Origin of the sequence: Cohnella terricola (assembly GCF_007786475.1) — a bacterium.
Classification (GTDB): Bacteria; Bacillota; Bacilli; order Paenibacillales; family Paenibacillaceae; genus Cohnella; species Cohnella terricola.
The window spans coordinates 248,951-269,318 of sequence record NZ_VNJJ01000003.1 but is presented as its reverse complement, the minus strand read 5'-3'; the positions used below and the strand labels follow the sequence as shown (position 1 = coordinate 269,318).

The following is a 20,368-nucleotide window of genomic DNA, read 5'->3' as shown; positions in this document are numbered from 1 at the left end:
CCTCACGCTAAGGCCATATAGATTTCTGATTCTATATATCCAGAAGATTTAATGGCTTCTCTCCAGTGGTTAACTGTAAGCCAATTAGCAGCTTCACCATTTGCTCCATATGTTTTGAAGGCGTTCTCAACGGTGTAGGCCAAGTACTCCATTGGAATTTCTATGCTATTAGAAAGCCCATGTTCTTTGCGAATTTCCTTGAATAGTTCAAAAACCTCGGTGGCACTATTCTCAAGACGGTCTCCTTGTTCAAAGGCTTCTTGAAAGTAGTACCGAGTGTAGCTCCAGCCGCTATTCTCCGGATATTCTGATACTTGGTCATAACACTTAAACAGAAACCGGATATCATCTTTAGATCTGATTCCAAAGAATTCGTGTTCATGGGTCATAAACCGGCCGATAATTTGTGCCTTTTTCTGTTCTAGAAAGTAGGTTCGACGCGAAAGTAATTCTGGTTGGCCAATACAAATTACAGTCATACTTATTTTCATGCGGTCGAGTTCATTATAAATGTCCATCAACCAGTTATAGTGATATTCGGTTAGCCGGTGAGCCTCATCAATAATCAGAATGACTCGTCTAAGTCTAGACTTCTCTCCGTGTTCCATTAAAAGATTCACAATTTGTCTACGTAACTCAGTCGGCTTACGTTTAATCGGGTCCGGTAGATGGAAATCATTCAAGATGTCCTTGAAGAATTTTTCTTCGCTTGGAACACGATACAAATTGCTGTTTGTAATAAAAATTGGGATCGGTGCCCCCAGTTTATTGGGCAAATAGTTAAGCGCGTATTCAACTGCCTTACTCTTTCCGATTCGAGGACGACCGTAAACAATCATTCCAGGCATTCGGTTAGCAACGATTTTTATCATGCTTTCCATTAGTCGAAGGACCTCCCTGGTAGGAACAATATAGTGTCCTTGTTCGATCGGATGTGTCCCCGGGGTAACATTGGGTCTATTCATGTCAATACTCCTTGCTAATACGTAATGGTTTTAAGATCCTTTAAGATCTCATCATAGTCATCAGACTTAATATCTTTCGCAACTTTCACTTGAGTTCTGGCCCGTTCAAGAGCTTCGTTTCTAACCATCAATTCCGGATCTGTGTCTTGTTCTTTTTTGTTAGTTTTCTTCCGAGCGACTTCTTGAACATTCTTGACCTTATTGACGTCTCGTTTCTTACCGATTTTCGCTTGACTCAATAGAAACTCTGTGTAAATAAAGATCGGGTCGTCCCAGTATGTAAAATGCAACAATCTTCGTGTCACCAATTTATTGATTGCCTGCCTTATCTGAAGGGTATGTGAAGTTAATGACCATTTACCTGCAGCTGAAAGATATCCTAGCTCACTGCCATCTGGAAGAAAGGCTTTAATTACACGAATATCGTCTACATTTACGTGTAAAGTTACCTCTGTACCAATGAGGTGAGCCGAGTTCGCTAATCGTTCATTGCGGTACTCCACTCCTTCATATTGAATATAGGGGCGTTTTCCGGAGGCGATTGACCCTCTGATGGTTCGTTTCATTGCCGTTTGCATAAATAGCATCTCCGATTGTTTAATCTTATCTAGTTTTCGTGGGGTCATTCCCTTTTCCATACGCTTTTGTAATAACTCAAGCGGGCGCTGATTATAGATGCCGCCATGTGGTGTGCCGTTATAGTTCGAAATCAAAACATCAACCAATTCGAGTAAATGTTCATAAGTGATCTGATAGTTAATCGCTCTTTGTTCAGGTTCATTTCTACGTGGATCTTTTGGCCCGCTACCGGTGGTGTTCGGTAGTCGATGGAACCCGCTCTCTTCCAGGCTTTGAAAAAACCTTTCGATTAAACTTCTTCTCATTGGCATGTCCACTGGTCCAAAATTTAATGAGCAGTGAAGCAGATTACTCAATCGATCTTTCACCATATTCGCTGTATGAGACATCGCATTATCGAAACAAATAACATCCCACACTGCCCACTCAAGCTCCGGAAACTTCTCTGATGGATAGCCCCCAGGACTCTGATAATGTAACCCATCGATAGTCAGCACTTTTTTTGATGTGGGATCACACAATTTCGAATACAAATCATGACATCACTAGCGTTGTATTCCTTATTTAGGCTTACCGAATATCCAAGAACATTTCGTGTGGCGACGTCAATAACCGTTAATATCCAGAATCGCTCTAGTATCCTAAGTACTTCATCACCTTCTGGCGTCAACAATTTGACGCCGAAAATGGCATCGATACGATGAGCATCGAATTGGACCTTTTGGAGTGGTGTAATCGTTGCGGGGCGATTTTGCTGCCCTATCCCACTATTCCAAGCTTTTTGTTCCGCATCGTGTCCATAACGCGTTGCAGATCTCCCAAAGTGTTGCTTTGATAATTTCTCCAAATAACGGTAGAGCGCTCTAATTCCTAGTCTTTCAGTGTTAAACGGATATTCATTTAGTGGAATGTTTTTTGCCCGGCATGCTTCAATAAACTTTTTATGTATGTGTAAAGGCCTCATAATCGGTTCTAATGAACGACGATTTCTGCCAAAGTAAAGATCCGATATCATGTTTTTAATCTCCGGATATTTCTCCAGCAACTGATTGAATTCTCCGGATTTTCGATCAGTGTTCTTCTTGTTATTAAGAACATTAAGCTGGTACGTTTTAATGGTTTTATTGGGGATCAATGCTCGAAATCCATATGGGATACCGTGCTCGTCTAATGTTAAACAACGTTGAATTAGTCGGTATTAATTACGACTGGTAATACCGGTTTGGTCTTGGATATCCTTCTGAGTCATTCGCCCTAGAGAATACATTAAGACGGCTTCTTTTCGTTTTATGTAGGTTTCTCTCTGGGCTTCTGAGAGAGACATTTCATCTACCGAAGGCCAGATCTCAAGGTTTACTTGATCAGGCAACAATGAAGAATTTGCAATCACTTTTAATCGGCTCAAATCCGATTCACCTCCGATTGGGTACTCCAGATCACATTATTGATATTGGATTCTATTTTCCCTTCATAAAACAGCCAGAAACAAGCTCTTAATACATCAGATACTGACATGTCGTGAAAATGGTTTACAAATAGAGTTTCGATGGTTTGTTTCTTTTTCGTAATTTGCTTAAGTACTTTGTCAAGGAAGAAAGGCCTCTCCCTCCCCCTTATTTCCGATAAGACTTTTAAGCGATTTTCTAAGTTAATGAAACTGTTGCGTATCGTTTTATCCGTAATAACGGAATATCCAAATCCATTTTCTTGACACCATTGAGATTGTGCGTTTATTTGCCTCGTTGTTCTTTGAATATTTCTGTGATGAGGTTGAAGTTCAGATTCATATTTCACTTCGATGAAATACTGGGAGTTGTCTTCATAGCAGATCCACATATCGAAGATACTGCTGTGCAGTTTCTCTTCCCACACAAAACTAATTTCGAGCGGTTGCTCACAATAGATTTTGACGTGTGGATTTGTTTCAACTAGGAGCCAATGATCGAATTCTAAATCGCTGTAAAGGACGACTTCCCGCATTCCGACTTTGGGCCCTTTTGCTGACCAATAATTGTTCCCATACTTTTTACTTCGAGGCATGACGATTGGTTCGTATCTTATATCCATCGAAATAATCACCCTAATTGAAACTTATTTCCATATTCTAAGTTTATAAACATTATCAAATGAAAAATATGTATCTCTTAACTTCTTAGCGATTGCTTATAGATTGATAGAGAGTTGGAAATAATGGTAAGGATATCTCTTGGGAGGGGATAAAAATGAATAACGAGGATCTATATGTTCAAATCGGGATAAGTATCAGATCAGCCAGAAAAGCAAACAAGATCACACAAGAACAGCTTGGAGACTTACTCAGTATTTCAAGAGCTTCCTTATCAAATATTGAACGTGGTCGTCATCGAATACAGATTCACGTTTTGTACGAAATTGCAGAAAATATGGATATGAGCATAACAGATTTTCTGGCTGCACAATCCCAGGGACAAGGAGCAAAAAAGATAATCAATTAAGCAAAAATCATTTTTTCTTTGGTTTTTTACGTCGCTTAGTCATCTTAAACAACTGATCCTTTAAATTCTGAAGAGCTTTATAATATGCCTGCTGAATTTCGACTTGAAATTCAACAGGTTTTGTTATGGATAAGGCAACTTCAAGAATAATGACAATAACTTCGTCAGTTCTTTCCAGGTTGATTAGAACCGGAACCAACCACTCTCCTTCTTTTCTGGCTTTAGAAAACCATGCTTCTTTCATCATTAAAGGACTTGAATATACTTTCCCATTAATAAGTAAACCATTTCCAGATACTCGAGCCATTGAAAGTACAATACGTTCTTCCATAATCTCTCCCTCCTACTAATATTATTGTCAGATTTATAGAAAATGATACATATAATAATCAATACATATTTTGATCATTATCTATGTATGTATCATAAAAACTCCATTGATTACACTACAAAAGAGGTGTAGGATCAATGGACAAAAACGTACTACGTGCTGTTGGCCAGAGATTAAGGGATATTAGAAAACAAACAGGCCTTTCACAAGAAGAACTTGGTGAGAAAGCGGGCTTTCATTTTTCATACATTGGTGGTGTTGAACGTGGGGAAAAAAACATTTCTCTTCTTAACCTCCAAAAGATTGCCGATGCGCTTGAAGTCCATATTTATGATTTCTTCCAGTACACTTCATATAAAAAAAGTGGGAATAGTGAAAAGTCTGTTCTGATTGATGAGCTAACAAATAAGCTTATTTCTCTAAAGACAAGTGATTTAAAGAAAGTTAACTTATTACTAGATGAATTGTTTAACTAGAAGCAGCCTCCGTTGAAGGCTGCTTCTAGTTTTTTCATGAAACAATAAACGGACTTTTCGATCCATTCTATTTCGAAAGGATGGCTTTTCAATCAATATGATCATAGTTTGCCTTACCCAGCTCAGCATTACTGCATGTTTCAATATAAATAATAAAGAATAAAGACACAGGCAACCTAGGAAATAGGCGACCTGTGTCTTATTTTAGCTTTTGTGCTTGATAAATTCCTTCATCTGGCCTAATTGAATGAGGTGGTAATTACAATCGTTTACCGTAAAGACAAATGTCATCTATTGATCTCATTGCTCTTCAAAACCAATAAGCCTGGTGATTTAAGTTCATTGCTCTTAAGACAAGTGATTTAAAGAAAATAAAGTTATAATTAAATGAATTATTTATCTGAAACAACCTCCATTAAAGGTTGCTTCGAAACAACAAACGGACTACAACCAGATAGTTCATAGTCCGTTCTCCATCGATCGTTCCCCATTTCATATCAGAACGATTTTGGCGATTTTTTTCGTATGTAAGCAGTTCGGAAACGGTAACGCAACGGTACCCTTTTTCCATAAGTCCAGGCAAAATCTCTTTTAGAGCTTGTACAGTCTGAAAAGTTCCTCTAGACTGGTCGTGAAACAAAATGATATCTCCGGGATGTACATTCTTGAGTACTTTGTTAACAATGTTTTGCACTCCAGGCTTACTCCAATCTCGAGTTTCCTGATCCCATGACCAATTGACAATACGGAGATGTTCCTTCATCGCCGCTGCTTTAACCGAGGTACTGAGATAACCTCCGGGTGGCCTAAAAAATATCGGCCGCTTTCCGGTCACGCGAAAAATAGCCTCTTGCGTTTTATTAATTTCCTCAATCAACTGTTCTGTAGACATTTTTCGATAATTGAAGTGGGTAAACGTATGATTACCCAATTCGTGACCGTCCGAGTCTTCACGGAGAATTAAGTCAGGGTAATTTTCTACGCGCCATCCCACAACAAAAAAGGTTGCTTTTGCTTGATATTGACTTAATAAATCCAAAATTCGTGGCGTATATTTCGTACCGGGGCCGTCGTCAAATGTTAATGCAACGACTTTTTCATCCGTGCTTACCCTTCCTATAATGGCTTCACTGTTATCATGAAAGGTTGTAGTCCCGGCTGAAGCCGCGCACCATGCGGCTAAATGCAACGTACCGAATGCAAGGAACAAACATCGTAAAACAAGTTTGAAGATCCCCTCTCCGATCTCCTTCTTCATCAGTTGTCTCTTACTGCAGGAAGTTTAATGCATGTGGTTTTAGGACAATATTGCTTTGATCCGTTCCAAATTCCCCAAATACAATTCATGCATTTTTTCGGCTGCTTCGGCCTAACATCCATAAACAAACCATTCATCCGCCTTTCGTGAAGATTACCAGTTAGATTATGTCCAAATTGGACGTATCTATGTGCCAACGGTTGTGTTCGGTAAAACAGTCCTAAAGGATGAAAAAAAAACAGGCTACCGCTACTTGTAACTGGCAGCCTGTTCTACGAATAACGCATAAAAGGGTGACTTGACTGTGGTATCCTCTTTCAAAAACCATTAAAACGAATCTGGGATTTTATAATTAGAAGGAAGAGCCGCTTTGATTCGTTTCCATATGTGATCGTCAACGATCAAATCCGGGCGTGCGGAGGATATCAAGAAAAGGCTGCGGTAGAAATCCGCCGTCATCGGCAACAACATACGCATAGATTCCGGATTCGGAAGTACATAATCGTCGGGCAATGATTCGGTCACTTTCCTCCATACTCTTAGATCATAGAATGAGATACCCGGCATATCGGAGTATGTTTTGAGTATTAACCTGCTATCATGCAACGGAGCGTTCTTCTCGTTATTCTCTTTCCATTTTCCAGGAATGTTCACGCCGGCGGCCGATTCGCTCGCCATCATGGAATGATCTGTCTCGGGAGGTGTTTGGATAACAAGTTTCAGGGCGACTAGCCTCCTCCGGATGTACCGAAACAGACGAGTCGCCGATGCGCCAAGTTTAATTCTCCATTTGAGCGGGTTAGGCATTTGCGTTGCTTCTCCTCTCTTCAATGGCGCTTTTATACGTACCGATGATGTTGTTCGTCAGCTTGTCGAGAGACCAATGGGACATCGCCCAATGCTTGGCATTATCCCCCAGTTTATTTCGAAGTAATCGATCCGACAACAGCCTCTCCAAGCCCCTGTACAGCTTATCCGCGTTTCCTACGGGCACCAGCAAGCCGGTTACTCCATCTTTGATCATTTCTGGCAATCCCCCGGCATCGCTCGCAATAATCGCCTTTGCCGCGAGCTGGGCTTCGATAACGGCTAAAGACTGGTTTTCTATCAGGCTAGGCTGCACGAATATATCAACTTGTGTCAATAGGCTCGGGATATCATCCCTTTTGTCCATGAACACGACATCGTCTTGCAATCCCAGCAATTTTGCTTGAATACGCAGATCCGTTTTTCGATTCCCTTCCCCGATAATCCAGCAAACCCATTTATCGCGCTTTTTCTTCAATTTCCCCAGCGCTTCTATCAGAACATCCAAGCCTTTTAGCTGTACGATACGACCCGCATACAGGATGACTTTTTTGCCTTCAGGACGCTTCATCGTGGGCTTCTCCGCCATCCTTTGCAAGAACGTATGAATATCGTATCCGTAATGATATTTTTTGATTTTATTCTCGTCGACATGAAAATCATCCGTTAAGTTCTTCCTCATCCAATCGTTAGCCACGATCGTGACTTCCGCCGAAGAAGCGCCGGTATGTTCCAATCGGTCGAAATATTCCCGTGCTAACTGCGATGTCGGAGACTTATGGATCGTTTTGAGTTGAAGCCGGATATCGTGAGCGACGCATCCGTGAAGGGTGGCGACGAGAGCGGTTCGCGCAGGCCTGATTCGGTTGATGCAAGCGGTGGATATGACGTCTTGCGTATGAATCACGTCGTATGATTCCAACCCGAGATACGCGACTGCCAGCTCATAGGCATAACGACGAAATTCCGTATATTTGACGAGGGCGTTTTTATGGATGGCGGGGTAAAGCGATTCGTTAAGCATCGTTTGTAGCATCGGAAGAAGCTTATTCGTCTGAATTCGTTGATTTTTATTGACGATGTAGACGAAACTACCAGCCTCGTCGCCGTATCCAAGATAATCCACCTCATGCCCGAGAGATCGAAGTTTTTCTCCGAGCTGCAGCATAACCGACCATACGCCTCCCAAATGAGGGACGTACCAATAGGTTGCAAGCAATATTTTCATATTTTCAACTCCTTGTTATTCCCTCGGGTATTCGTTCAGAAAACCGCCTTCTGTCAACATCTGTTTAATCTCGGATTTGGTCATTAGCTGCTCGTCGGCAAATAAGGCTTCCGGTTGCGCTCGGGCAACAGAAGCGTAATGCCGACTTAACTCCGGTATCTCTTTCGTCGGGAGCACAACCAAGTAACGCTCGTTTAAGAGTACTGCATGACGTGCTTCGTACGGCGACAGAAGCGCTTCGCGGAGTTTTTCTCCGGGTCTGCTGCCGATGACGTTAATCTCGGCGTCCTTCCCGCCTTTCGCTTCGATCAGGACTTCGGCCATATCCATGATTCGGCAAGATGGCATCAGTAAAACGAATATTTCTCCGCCTTTACCTTCATTGGCTGCCGTCAACAACAGTTCAGTCGCCATTCGAGGAGTCATGAAATACCGAATCATACCCTTATCGGTAATGCTGATTTGACGCTTGTTGTTTAATTGATCGATAAATAGGTTCAGAACGCTGCCGCTGGATCCGAGAATATTGCCGCCTCTTACATTGATGAACCGCGTGTTTGCTTTTAGCATATTTGCATAGACGATCAGCTTTTCCCCAATGGCTTTCGTCATGCCGTAGAAATTGACGGGGTCGGCCGCTTTGTCCGTGGAGATGTTCACGACCTTCTTAACCCCTTTTTCAATCGCGGCTTCTATGATGTTTTGCGTTCCGATCACGTTCGTTTTTAAGGCTTCGTACGGTTGTTCTTCGCAGATCGGAACGTGCTTAAGAGCCGCTAGATGGAAGATATAGTCGACGCCTTCGCAAGCAGCGACTACGGCGTCCCGATCCCGTATGTCGCCGATGCAGAAGTTAATCCTCGAATCCGTCATTTCTCTTCTCATCTTCACCTGACTGGATTCGTTGCGCGAGAATACGATGATTTCTTTGGGGTTCTGGAGCAACAATTGTTTGACAAGCTCCTGACCCCATGAACCTGTACCGCCTGTAACCATGATGACTGAGTCCTGGAACATTCCGTCCCCTCCTGATGTTTAGTCTCTGGTATGAACGCCTTGAAGCAACCTAGTCCAAAGGTGATTGTTGTCGGTCCATTTGTTAGCAGCCGGCAACTGGACGGAACATACTCTTTTCAATGGCCAGTTATCCTCCACCAGCCTGTCGACATTCGTATGGTTCACGATCAGTACCCGAAAATCGTATCGAACTAAATCGTACAGCACGTCTTGAAGCTCGGCTGCATCCTCCAGATCGCCTTCGGTGCGCACGAACAGCATTTTTTTGCTGGTGGCGGCCTTATGCAGAAAGCGTCTGATTCGCCGATCGAATTTTTCCTTCACTTCCGGGTATCCGCTCAATAGGGTCAAGGAGTTATTCCCGACATCGAAATCGTGATTGGATACCATATTGTAAAAGTCGTCCGCCACGCATATTTTATCTTCGCCTGCATAACCGATAATTCTTAAATTGGAAGGATTCATAAACTCCTCAAACCGATACCTCAACAGGCGATTCACGTCGTGCAGTTGGGGAGAAGCCATCCAGTCCAGTACCCCGGAGAAAGGTCTAAGTTTATTCTGTTTCAATTGAATGGAAGCAAGACAAAGATCCCCTAAACTGTAGATCGTGTCATATGTTCCTTTAATCTCTTGAAGCTTCAACGCTCACACCTCCTTGGCTATCAAATTCTCTCTTTGTAAAAGCGTATGTGTCGCTCAATCCGGCAGTCAGTTCGACGCTTGGCTGCCACAATAGCTGGCGGGATATTTTCCGATTACTCAAACAACTATGTTTGATGTCACCTATGTTCGAAGTCGTATGGAGGATCTCGAGCGAGCCGCCGTGAATCCGGGTCAGCATGGCAACCAATTGATTGATCGACGTTTTTCTTGACGTGCTTACGTGGTAGATTTCCTGGTCGCCCCTCACAATGGCAGCCATAAGGGCCCGAACGACGTCCTTCACATAAATGAAATCTCTTGTTTGGTTCCCGTCGCCGTGTACGAACAGCGTCTTATTTTCGTGGATGTGTTTCAAAAAAACGGCGATTACCCCTCCTTCCCCTTTAGCTGTTTGCCTAGGCCCGAAAACGTTACTGAATCGTAATATGGTATAAGGAATGCCATAGAGCTGATGATAGAGCCGAATGTAAGCTTCGGAGGCCGCTTTCGATGAACCGTAGTAGGAGATCGGCGCGATTTTCTCTTTTTCTGAAACCTTCCTCTTAAGGACGTTTCCATACACCGCCGAAGACGAGGCGAAAATCATTTTACGGACGTTGGCTTTCCGGCAAGCTTCGAGAACGTTAATCGTTCCGCCAATATTGACGTCCGCATCGTATTGCGGATCGACTAACGATTTTTGAACGTCCGTCTGGGCTGCCAAATGAAAGACGACATTAGGCTTGTACCCCACAATATGCTGCATCGCTTCATTACTGCCGATATCTACATACTGAATCGAAGCAAGCGGGTGAAGATGACGCAGATGTCCAGACGCCATGTTGTCGAGCACCAAAACCTGAATGCCGAGGGTCACGAGGTGATCGACAAGATGGGAACCGATGAAACCGGCTCCTCCTGTTACGATAGCTTTCATTGTCACTCTCCTGTTTTTTGGTATCGTATGTTGCACTCTAGCTATCAGCATCCGATATATGCCTTAACATATTAAAAAGGGCGAGTTTCTATCGCCTCTTTTCTTAGTGCGACTGTGAGGACTTATAGTAGGAAAAATATTATTATTCAATACTATAATGAACAAAAAAAAGGAGCTGCCTTCATGGCAACTCACTCTATCATACCCGTTAGTTTAATCAATTCATTTCATGGAATCCGCAATTTTAATTAAATCGTTAACTGTAAATTTTTTCTTCAAGTATTTCTTATTACCGATTGCCACAGTGTAGTGCATTCCTTCTTTATGAAATCTTATTTCATAACCTAAGTCGAACTTTGATCTATATAGAACTTTTGTTCCATCTTTTAATGTATGAAGTTGATTGTTTTTTCCTTGATACCTCTCCAACCCCAAAGTTACAGGTTTGATGTGTATCTGAAGAAAACTGTTAATATACTCGTTTCGGTATCGCAATACCAATCGCTCATGTTCATATTCAATATGTCCACTAAAATGGGTAATTTTGAACGGAAATTCTGATGGCATTAATACTTCTCGTTGATACAAATTTTGATAATCTTTGATAAGCCTTAATTCGTCCATTAAAGGATTCGCACCATCAAAAACCGTTCTTATTCTTGTGATTTTATTGTCTTCAACCGTCAGTTCCCAAATAAGTGCGAGTCGTTCACCGCCTAGTTCTTCATCCCAGAAATTCGCCAACATAACCATTACATGATTCATTGGCGATCTGACTAATTGATAACTCTTTTTCGGACTATTTTCTCTAATTTCAGGTAGTTTGACTCCATTAGCCAAACACGTTTGGGCTAAAATTTTATCGTTCTTCCAAACAGCTTGTGCAAATTTTGCTGTAACATCAGATTTGTCATGAGCCTCTGCATTTTCATCGGAGAAAAAGAGACCTGTAAACACCGTAAGAAATAAAATCAACCTTTTTATGTGCATTTTCATCACCCATGGTTACTTTATCCACATCTACGGGTACGTATGTACTGCCTTCAATTCTGGATACTTTTCCATGTTAACCTGCTCGTTAACGAAATAACGGCTGCTCCGCAGTAGCCGTTCAAGTATCATTCCCCGTTACCTCAAGAGATCTTGGTAGTTTAGGGGAAAATCAGTCTTATTTGGACCTTTAAGATGTTCAAATTTCTTAAGTTCAACTCCAGCCGGTGAAATCCGATATGTAGATATATCTTCACCGACGGGGATATGAGGGCCAACTATTGGATGCACAAATAGCTCCAAGTCCCTCTTGTCTCACGAAGAATTAAGTCTTCATCTAACAATGGGGCTGAAGCAAAGGATCGTTGCCCGGAGAGCCCTAAAGTCCAAAAAAAATTCCGCGACGACGCGGAATCTTATAAAAAGTGATCAACTGCTAGCGTTGTTTACGTTCTTGCGTGTGCATCATCCGTAAATAAATATCTGATACAATACAACCCACTAATTCCGACCAAAATATAAACGATGCGGCTTAACCATGAGGATTCACGATGAAAATCGCCTCCGAACAATGCGGTGACTAGGTCCCATTCAAACAAACCAACGAGGAGCCAATTCAGTGCCCCGACAACCACTAGCGCCAATGCAACTTTACCCATATTTCACCACCCTTTGTGGTCATTATCCTACAATTGATAATATGCGTCTCTTTTCCGATAGCCATACCTAGGAAGGCTTAATTACGTCACGCAATTCGAGGTGATTTGTGGTGCAGACTAACAATTCGAATAACCCGCTAGCATTAGGCTAAGCGAGTTATAAGATTTAATCGACCCGATGACCGTTCGTTAAACTGTAACAGTTTCTGGTCTCTTGACAAGTAATGGAGGCGGAACTAGCCAACCTTTATCCTTAAGCATTTTAAGGGTCTTACCACCAAGCACCGTTTTGGCGGCAGCATATTTTGCAAATAATGCTCCAATATCTTCACGTATACACATGGCCATTGCTTGAGTGCAAGCAACAAGACCCACGGCTGTGTCTGCAGATATCGCGGTAGCAATTTCCAGATCGGCTAAACGAGCACCCGCAGGAATATCTTCGAGATTGGCTTTAGGTCTGTCAGCCATTATTGGAGCAGGAGCGATACCATTCGCATTAAGTATCTCATCCAGTTCCTTTACTTCTTGTTTTGCTTGATCAATGTAGTCTTCAATTAAATTCCTTAGGTCCTTGTCACCGGTATGGTTTAAATATGCTTGATAAAAAGAAATTGCTGCTTTAGCTGTAGTAGAAGCTGTCCATACACTGGATACTTCACCGAAATGCATTGGTTCATCTTTTGGGTTACCGCTTAGAATTCCCACGAAAAAGTTGCCCCCTTAGTTGTAGAATCTAACGTATTTTGTCCATCATTCAACCCCTTATCCCATGATGCACGATTACTTATTCAACCAGATGAAGTCAGAAGCACTTGGCGGAAAATTCGGGAAATGCGAACCAAGAATTTGGAGTGGGAATAAACCATGCTGCCCTCTTGCTGAATAGGCTGCCGGTAATGTCAGTAGCCTTATGTCTTTGTGATATCGTTCTCCGTTAGTTCAGTCACCTTTCCCATTCTTAATAATGTGCTTCCAATTGGTGGGCAACTTAAAATACACCGACGCACTATGACCTTACGTTGCACAGTCGGCAATGGGACAATGTTCTTGACTCCACTATCTGTTCGAACCCTTCTTCATTCCGACTGGATTCTACAAAAGAAAGGCAACATGAAAGCAGGGCTAATCAAGCCTTGATTAAATGATCTATGTAGGTGACTTTGTGTCATACGACACACCTGACTATATCCTAACCTGTTGAGATTTGGGAATCGGTACACATTCTTGGCATCAAGCGGCAATCGGTATACATTCTTGACACAAAATTTTGTCAAGAATGTATACCGATAAAAAGAAAAACCCACGATTTACGCGGGTTGGAATCAGTACATATTCTTGACATCCGACAGATGATGTCTTCCAGTAGTCTCACATTCGCACGCACCACAAACCACATCATTGGCCTCTTATATCTAATACCACAATTATCCACTTTGTAAATATTATTTGCAAACCTAAGTTGAGTTGCTGGGGTGTCCACTGTACAAATAAATCTGCACCTCCAGTGTTGCATTAGGAGGTGCAGATTTATTACTTTGATTGCTTTAATCTTTTCATTAGGTTAAAAGCTAAGAAGACAACACTCGTACAGAGCAAAAATATTCTTTCTAGTTTGAGGTTTATATCGGTATTGCTTTCGCCGTTGTTTTCACTATAAAAAATATATTTGTTGTAAAACAAATGATATTCAATATTGTAAGAACGGCCAGAAGCATTCATAACGATTGTACCGCTAGTAACATCAACCATCCAAGAAGCAAATAAGTAAGTAAGTAATAGCACCAATGTTACTACAATTTTTTTAAGCATTTGTCCAAACTATAGCCCCATTCTTAATGTATTTCATTAACCCAGCATTTAACTTGCTTTTAGTTTCAGTGACAAGGGCATTATTTGAATCATCAGAACTGGACGGATAGGCACTCCAAATATTTCTACCTACCGAATTATTCCATAAGTCCATTTCATTTGCAAGTGCAGTGCCCGGATTGTAATCTTCATGAATATCAGCTACTTTTTTTGCTTGGCTAGTCCCGATATCTCTTGACATTAATACATTCCAATAGGCATGTCTAAATGCGTCTTGTTTACCATCCTCTACTCCAGTGTAACCTGAAGTCCCTGCTTTTTCGAATGCTGTGTCTGCGCAAGATTTTGCGGTGTATGCGTCAATTGGACCAACTGCCAAGATTGCAGCAGCCATCTCTCCTACCGTTGTTAGGAAGCTACCGACATACGCAGCAAACGGTTGAATAGGTTCAGGTAAATCTAGTGCGGCCAATTCAGCCATTCTTGCCCAAGCTTGTTCGTCCGTAGTAATCAATCCTTGCTCTACTTCCTCAACCATCTGCAAATGAACTGCCATGCCATACTGTTCTAAATCTTCTTGAGAAGGAATAGAGGTAGCAACTTGTGTTGTTACAGGATTAGCATATAGCACCAGTGGAACCGAAAAGCATCGCCGTTAACGCAAGTGTTGCAACCCAAATGTTTTTTTCATAATAAATCCCTCCCAAAATATTAGAATGGATAATAGTCGGCCGACGTATTATTGTGAAAAAGTATCCGCTTTTGCGAATATATTCGTTACCTGTATATTACATTTTTAATTTTTAATTGGAAAGGTCCGCGAGAACTAGGACAAATAATCATTAATTGTCGTTTAATGAATAAATGTCTTGAGAAAATAAAGTATTAGACTGGATGTGTTGAACCCACGCGGTTTTTCGAATTACAAAACCGTCAGTTTTAGACTGACCCAAAAAACGAAACAGCAGCAGCCATGGACTAGAAAATAAAGTCCTAGACTGCTGCTGTTTTATTGAACTATCGTTCCCCGTTAGCGCAACGACTTACTCTGTTGAATTTTCGTATTCCTCAACATAAAGCGGCATCAGAGAAGGCGGATCGTACCTTATCGCGGCTTTTAAACGATAAAATGGTGCCGATAGCCATAGCCGCAACGAAATAATGAGCCTAATCCGACAGTGCCCAGCAACACTCAAATCGCAAGCCGGATGTCCGACGCTCAGATCGCCCCAATCAATGATGCCGGAAACGATCCCGTTCTCATTCACAAGCATATTTTTGAAATGAAGATCGCCATGTAGCAGTGCATTCACCGCCAAGACACGGTCCTTTTGCAGCCTGCTAATATACGCTTCAATCACACCGGACTCCTCCGGCGACAAGTGTTCAACCACCTTCGATTGAAAGCCCTCCAATTTGACTTTGCGCGATGCTATGTCCGTCAAGTTTCGATGATCTTGCTGAACTCCGCACTTCAGCGCCGCCTGCACCGGAAACTCATGCAATCCCCGCAAAAATTTCGTCAGCGTCTCTGCCGATAAAGCCCGGCGTTCTTCCGTCAAACCGATGGGGAAATCTCCTGGCACGTAGGCATAGCCAAGAAATGGTGCCGGGTATTCGTCACTTGCTTCGCCATAAAACAACGGTTTCGGATAGGGGATGGTCATATATTCCTCCAGCTTCGGCAGCAGCCTCCCTTCCATACGAATCGAGCCAACTGCAATCGTTCTTCTTGGAAACCGGAACACGTACTCGTCACCGATGAGAAAAACCGTATTGTCCCAGCCCCAGCCCATTCGCTCGTTCCTCACGTTATTTAGATGTTTATATTCCCTGGAAGTTACGATAACTGCCCGTTAGCTTAATGAAATATCGGGAATCGGTACATATTCTTGGCATCAAGCGGCAATCGGTATATATTCTTGACACGGTTTTTTGTCAAGAATATATACCGATAAAAAGAAAAACCCGTGATTTACGCGGGCTTGAATCGGTACACATTCATGACATCCGACAGCACTTCTGCGGAATTCAATGCAAGTTCTTGTCCTAAGTCGAGAAACGATGCAAGTTCTTGTCTTGAAGAAAAGACAAGAACTTGCATCGTTAAAACAAAAACTCCGCGCATGGCGCAGAGTATAATGAATGTATGTTCTTGTCCCCCGACAATTGTTGTTATTTAAGGAGTAGTTGTTTACAAGTTGCTGGGCTATCAGCATCCTCCCAGCCACAATACAGCGTAATGAACCTTACAAACCTCTCCCTATTTCCCTAAAATATTACTTTCTCTCTTGCAGCAGAGCAGTAAAAAGGAGCGAAAAATCGCCCCTTCTGTTCCCGCATGCGCTTTGGTTACCGAATTTGATGGCAAAAAGCCTCTTCTGTCCAGATTGCGATTTATACCATGGTGAGATCTTGCGAATAAGCGAGCATTCGTGAGAAAACTGCATTGTACCGAGGGAGCTTAAAGAACTACATTAGTACTGCATGGCTAAACGTTGTTCGATCATTTCTTTAAACGCCGATATTCTTTAGGTGTCCTATTATAGTGTTTTTTAAAAGACTGAATGAAGTGATTAACATGATTGAAACCCACTCTACTGGCTACTTCGGTTATTGTGAATTCAGTAGCGTTTAATAACTCGGCACTTTTTTTGATTCGATATTTAATTAAATAGTCATAAGGAGTCGTATGAAGTGTTTTCTTAAAACTTCGAGTGCACTCAGAAACACTAAGATGTGCAGCATCAGCTATTTCTTGTAGAGATAGGTTATAAACATAGTTCTGATGGATATAACTAATCATCAATTGAATTCGTTCTTGCTGCTGTTTTATGTGTTTGGGCGATTCCACGGTAGCCAAGGAATTATTTCTTATCATGGTCAACCATAACTGAACGGTCATAATAGAAACCTCGTATTCCCAGCCCCAGTATTTTTTAACGTTGAACTTATCCTTTAAACTCAAGAGGATCCCCAACATAGTACTTTGCCATTCTGTCTCAGGTCTTATTATTAGTGATAAAAATAAAGAGTTAGTATAAGGAAGTACATAATTTTTTTCCATATGACTGTCTGAATAAAAAGAAAGTAATTTCTCCGGAAAATTAAAGCTTACATATTCACTATTTTTAGTAACTTGCTTAGATACGTGTAATACTCCCTTATTTATAAAAATTGCATGTCCAGCTTCTAGCTCATGAGTTACACCATTGACTTGCATAACAATCTTTCCTTCGGTTACCAAAGTAAACTGGAGTTCTTCATGCCAGTGTAATTCATTAAAGCCTCTACCCTCTGGGATACAGTTTAAAGAGGTTACGGTATACATAGCATAAGGAAAAGAAGTATCGGGATAATGATTAATCTCGTGTAGTTTATTAACCAAATATATCCCCCTTTCAAACATGACGATATAACTATATCTTTAAGAGATATTCTTACAGAATTAAATAAATAAAGATGATATTATTATATCCTGTTAGGTGTTCAATAATACAGTCTGCATAGAAACTAAACATAAAAGAAGGAATTACCCATGAAATTAAATAAATCAAATGTGGTAGTCAATCCGTATATCTTGCTAATTATCAGTGTTCTTGCTATTGCCATATCATCAATTATGATTAAATCATCACATACTCCTCCGTCCGTTGCAGGAATGTATAGATTATATATAACTGTATTAATCATGCTTCCTTTTGTGTCTTGGAAAAAACTTAGATTTACAAGATTAACAAAGTGTGACTGGAGCCTTATTTTATCGGCCGGATTTTTTCTTGGATTACATTTTTTATTTTGGATGGAATCTTTATCTTACACATCGGTAGCAAGTTCGATGGTTATTTTAACTCTACAACCGCTGTTCGTAATGATTGGATCCTATTTTATTTTCAAGGAACGAGTAAACAAACTAATGGTAGTAAGCATGATAACTGCCGTATTCGGTTCTATCATAATAGCTTGGGGAGATATAGGTGTCTCAAGAGAAGCACTGATCGGGGATGGACTTTCATTATTGGGGACTGTCTCGATTGCTGCTTATATGCTAGCAGGACAAAAAGTGAGCCATAAAATACCAGCTAATGTATACAGCGTTATTGTTTTTTTCATTGGTGGTAGCGTCATGCTGATATACAGCCTAATGAACAATTCTTCTTTTACAGATTATGGTTCGTCTGACTGGATGTACTTCTTATTACTTGCCTTAATTCCAACTATATTTGGACATTTTATATTTAATCTGTTGCTAAAATCAATCGGTGCAACTACTGTTTCTGTTGGCGTTATCGGAGAGCCTGTGCTTGCAATAATCCTTGCATACTTTATCTTGGGAGAAGCTGTCGCTGCTTCTCAAATCATTGGAGGATTATTAACAATAGTGGGAATGGGAGTTTATTTTGGAGCTAAGTCTAAATGAATACTCTTACACATATTAATAAACAGAAGGCAACCTGATAATTGGCTGCCTTCTGTTTCTATCACCATACTAACCTCCCGTTAACGTAATAACGGCTGCTCACAGCAGCCGTTTATGTATCTTTCCTCGTTAACTTAATGATTAATTTGACTCGTCCTTATAATGAAAATGTTCGTGGTGAATAGCATCCATTCCAACTAACTTTCCACTCTTTTTATGGAAATAAGAAAAGTCTTTATTTATCGGCATCCGAAGTAGCTGATAATTATTATCTCGTGGCATGGCTTCAATTTGACTAATAGCTAATGCTCGTGATGTATATAGTGCAACTGGAAAGAAATTAGGGAATGGCTTTGAACTATCTGCTACAAATATCCCCCAAACAAATGTATCATTCATTGTCCCTGTCCACCTTACTTATTCAATAGTTAAACTAATGTACTCTTGTTCCTAAGTGCAATTCTTCGGAGTATCCTAATAGGTACTTTTGAAAAAAAACCATAGTTTGTCCAATACTCAATTTTATCTACAATTGCTTTTGTATTCCTGGGGCTTTCATTAAAATGTAATGATTGGATAGTCCGCTTCTACCAATTTAACAATACTTAGATGACCATCTGTTTCGGATAGAGCAGATACTCCATCGTCCGTTAGATGAACGCCCCGCTCAGTACTCAGCACATCAATTCCGGAATCTTGATAGTCGTCATTGCTCCACGTTTCTGCTCATCATTAATATGAGTATAAATCATCGTTGTTTCAATCGACGCATGACCAAGAAGCTCCTTAACGACCCGAATGTCGACGTTATTCTTTAACAACATCGTTGCAAAAGAATGTCTGAGCTTATGGCAAGATAGCTTCAGATCGGCCAAGTGTGGATTATCCTCTTTCAAAGCAATAAAGACTTGCGTAGCGATGTTCTGGATTTGCCGAATTGACAGCCTTCTTCCCTTCTGTGAAACGAATAGAGCGTCCTCACGATTGCTATAGGGTTGGATCCTGTAGCTTTCTACCTGCGTTAAATGCTTTATGAGCAGCTCGGGCAGCGGAATCTCGTTCCATTTTCTCCCCTTACCGAGTACCTCCAGTATGCCTCTGGAGTTCTTGAAATTCGACAGATTTAGGCGATGAACCTCGCCTACACGCAGACCGCAATAACTCATCAATAGAAAAATAGCTATATTTCGGTCGCGATAACGTCCCTTCACATAAGAAAGCGCCTTCTCCAGATCATCTTCTTCCAAATATACGGGAACTCTATTTCTATCCGTTTTTGACTTTTTTACTTCCATTGCGGGATTTTTGGTTGCAAGTTCGAAATCGATTAATGCCGTGTAGAACGATCGGATTGCGGACAACGTACGATTTCTTGTTTTGTCCCCTGCCGTATCTTGTTTGCATACTAAGAACGCTACGACGTTCATTTTTCCCGCTTGCTGCACCGGCATTTCATTTAACGAGATTAAATAGTCAACGACTTCTCGCAAATATTCTTTCTTCGTTGTCTCCGTATAGCCGGATTGCTTCATCCAGATCTTAAAAGCTTCAAGCGGCTGAGAATAGGACTCGCTTATAAGGTCATTTCTAGGCAATGTAATCCCTCAAGTCATTCATCGTTGTCTCTCATTTCTAGGTGCAATATTCTTCCAGAATACATTTTGAATCTTATCAAATTTAACGAGGATAAGTAGCATGGCTTGCTTTTTCGATCGATTACAAGCGAAAGTGCGCAAAATACGTGTTTTGCGCACTTATTATAGCATGAAT

23 protein-coding genes are annotated in these 20,368 nt (G+C 41.2%); 3 read left to right on the top strand and 20 right to left on the bottom strand.

The window, feature by feature from the left end; translation table 11 throughout:
- Positions 1 to 2 precede the first annotated feature (2 nt).
- The 5 genes from FPZ45_RS06920 to FPZ45_RS06900 form a co-directional block, all read right to left on the bottom strand.
- Entirely contained in the window at positions 3 to 965 is a 963-nt protein-coding gene (locus FPZ45_RS06920) for an AAA family ATPase (RefSeq protein ID WP_144699791.1), read from the bottom strand.
- 14 nt (positions 966 to 979) lie between these two features.
- Complete coding sequence (locus FPZ45_RS06915) at positions 980 to 1,963, bottom strand: hypothetical protein (protein WP_144699789.1); 984 nt, start codon at positions 1,961 to 1,963, stop codon at positions 980 to 982.
- 71 nt (positions 1,964 to 2,034) lie between these two features.
- The gene (locus FPZ45_RS06910) at positions 2,035 to 2,589 is read right to left on the bottom strand and encodes a hypothetical protein (protein ID WP_144699787.1); all 555 of its coding nucleotides are present in this window, start codon (positions 2,587 to 2,589) and stop codon (positions 2,035 to 2,037) included.
- A gap of 153 nt (positions 2,590 to 2,742) precedes the next feature.
- Positions 2,743 to 2,949 carry a hypothetical protein gene (locus FPZ45_RS06905; RefSeq protein ID WP_144699785.1) on the bottom strand — a complete coding sequence of 69 codons (207 nt, stop codon included), beginning with the start codon at positions 2,947 to 2,949 and terminating at the stop codon, positions 2,743 to 2,745.
- Positions 2,946 to 3,611, bottom strand: coding sequence for a TnsA endonuclease N-terminal domain-containing protein (locus FPZ45_RS06900; protein ID WP_144699783.1), 666 nt, complete (start codon positions 3,609 to 3,611; stop codon positions 2,946 to 2,948). The genes FPZ45_RS06905 and FPZ45_RS06900 overlap by 4 nt, the downstream gene beginning before the upstream one ends.
- 155 nt (positions 3,612 to 3,766) lie before the next feature.
- On the opposite strand from FPZ45_RS06900, the gene FPZ45_RS06895 reads away from it, so the two are divergent.
- The gene (locus FPZ45_RS06895) at positions 3,767 to 4,018 is read left to right on the top strand and encodes a helix-turn-helix domain-containing protein (RefSeq protein ID WP_144699781.1); all 252 of its coding nucleotides are present in this window, start codon (positions 3,767 to 3,769) and stop codon (positions 4,016 to 4,018) included.
- Positions 4,019 to 4,025: 7 nt separating this feature from the next.
- On the opposite strand, the gene FPZ45_RS06890 is transcribed toward FPZ45_RS06895, so the two are convergent.
- Complete coding sequence (locus FPZ45_RS06890) at positions 4,026 to 4,349, bottom strand: hypothetical protein (RefSeq protein ID WP_144699779.1); 324 nt, start codon at positions 4,347 to 4,349, stop codon at positions 4,026 to 4,028.
- A 137-nt stretch (positions 4,350 to 4,486) separates the two neighbouring features.
- Between FPZ45_RS06890 and FPZ45_RS06885 the strand changes: the two genes are divergently transcribed.
- Positions 4,487 to 4,825: a helix-turn-helix domain-containing protein gene (locus FPZ45_RS06885; RefSeq protein WP_144699777.1), complete on the top strand. Its 339-nt coding sequence runs from the start codon at positions 4,487 to 4,489 to the stop codon at positions 4,823 to 4,825.
- Positions 4,826 to 5,240: 415 nt separating this feature from the next.
- Here the strand turns inward: FPZ45_RS06885 and FPZ45_RS06880 are convergent, their stop codons facing one another.
- The 12 genes from FPZ45_RS06880 to FPZ45_RS06820 all read right to left on the bottom strand — a co-directional run bounded on the left by FPZ45_RS06880 (position 5,241) and on the right by FPZ45_RS06820 (position 17,566).
- Positions 5,241 to 6,083: a polysaccharide deacetylase family protein gene (locus tag FPZ45_RS06880; protein ID WP_144699775.1), complete on the bottom strand. Its 843-nt coding sequence runs from the start codon at positions 6,081 to 6,083 to the stop codon at positions 5,241 to 5,243.
- A gap of 327 nt (positions 6,084 to 6,410) precedes the next feature.
- Positions 6,411 to 6,890, bottom strand: coding sequence for a hypothetical protein (locus FPZ45_RS06875; protein WP_144699773.1), 480 nt, complete (start codon positions 6,888 to 6,890; stop codon positions 6,411 to 6,413).
- Positions 6,883 to 8,118 carry a glycosyltransferase family 4 protein gene (locus FPZ45_RS06870; protein ID WP_144699771.1) on the bottom strand — a complete coding sequence of 412 codons (1,236 nt, stop codon included), beginning with the start codon at positions 8,116 to 8,118 and terminating at the stop codon, positions 6,883 to 6,885. The genes FPZ45_RS06875 and FPZ45_RS06870 overlap by 8 nt, the downstream gene beginning before the upstream one ends.
- A gap of 15 nt (positions 8,119 to 8,133) precedes the next feature.
- Entirely contained in the window at positions 8,134 to 9,135 is a 1,002-nt protein-coding gene (locus tag FPZ45_RS06865; RefSeq protein WP_144699769.1) for an SDR family NAD(P)-dependent oxidoreductase, read from the bottom strand.
- An 18-nt stretch (positions 9,136 to 9,153) separates the two neighbouring features.
- A complete protein-coding gene (locus tag FPZ45_RS06860; RefSeq protein ID WP_144699767.1) occupies positions 9,154 to 9,780 on the bottom strand; it encodes a DUF1796 family putative cysteine peptidase in 627 nt (208 codons plus the stop codon).
- Positions 9,761 to 10,717, bottom strand: coding sequence for an NAD-dependent epimerase/dehydratase family protein (locus FPZ45_RS06855; RefSeq protein ID WP_144699765.1), 957 nt, complete (start codon positions 10,715 to 10,717; stop codon positions 9,761 to 9,763). Before FPZ45_RS06855 ends, FPZ45_RS06860 begins: the two co-directional genes overlap by 20 nt.
- 222 nt (positions 10,718 to 10,939) lie before the next feature.
- Positions 10,940 to 11,716, bottom strand: coding sequence for a hypothetical protein (locus tag FPZ45_RS06850; protein ID WP_144699763.1), 777 nt, complete (start codon positions 11,714 to 11,716; stop codon positions 10,940 to 10,942).
- A 437-nt stretch (positions 11,717 to 12,153) separates the two neighbouring features.
- Complete coding sequence (locus FPZ45_RS06840) at positions 12,154 to 12,366, bottom strand: DUF378 domain-containing protein (RefSeq protein WP_144699759.1); 213 nt, start codon at positions 12,364 to 12,366, stop codon at positions 12,154 to 12,156.
- A 189-nt stretch (positions 12,367 to 12,555) separates the two neighbouring features.
- Entirely contained in the window at positions 12,556 to 13,074 is a 519-nt protein-coding gene (locus FPZ45_RS06835; RefSeq protein WP_144699757.1) for a DUF3231 family protein, read from the bottom strand.
- Between the two features lie 1,096 nt (positions 13,075 to 14,170).
- The gene (locus FPZ45_RS06830; RefSeq protein ID WP_144699755.1) at positions 14,171 to 14,734 is read right to left on the bottom strand and encodes a DUF6973 domain-containing protein; all 564 of its coding nucleotides are present in this window, start codon (positions 14,732 to 14,734) and stop codon (positions 14,171 to 14,173) included.
- Positions 14,735 to 15,221: 487 nt separating this feature from the next.
- Positions 15,222 to 15,974, bottom strand: a complete 753-nt coding sequence (locus FPZ45_RS06825; RefSeq protein WP_144699753.1) for a phosphotransferase — start codon at positions 15,972 to 15,974, stop codon at positions 15,222 to 15,224.
- 710 nt (positions 15,975 to 16,684) lie between these two features.
- Positions 16,685 to 17,566: an AraC family transcriptional regulator gene (locus FPZ45_RS06820; protein ID WP_144699751.1), complete on the bottom strand. Its 882-nt coding sequence runs from the start codon at positions 17,564 to 17,566 to the stop codon at positions 16,685 to 16,687.
- Between the two features lie 150 nt (positions 17,567 to 17,716).
- Here FPZ45_RS06820 and FPZ45_RS06815 point away from each other — a divergent pair, with 150 nt between their 5' ends.
- On the top strand, positions 17,717 to 18,598 hold the full coding sequence (locus FPZ45_RS06815) for a DMT family transporter (protein WP_144699749.1): 882 nt from the start codon (positions 17,717 to 17,719) through the stop codon (positions 18,596 to 18,598).
- 141 nt (positions 18,599 to 18,739) lie between these two features.
- On the opposite strand, the gene FPZ45_RS06810 is transcribed toward FPZ45_RS06815, so the two are convergent.
- Complete coding sequence (locus FPZ45_RS06810) at positions 18,740 to 18,997, bottom strand: hypothetical protein (RefSeq protein WP_144699747.1); 258 nt, start codon at positions 18,995 to 18,997, stop codon at positions 18,740 to 18,742.
- 275 nt (positions 18,998 to 19,272) lie between these two features.
- Complete coding sequence (locus FPZ45_RS06805) at positions 19,273 to 20,193, bottom strand: tyrosine-type recombinase/integrase (protein WP_144699745.1); 921 nt, start codon at positions 20,191 to 20,193, stop codon at positions 19,273 to 19,275.
- Positions 20,194 to 20,368: the final 175 nt, after the last annotated feature.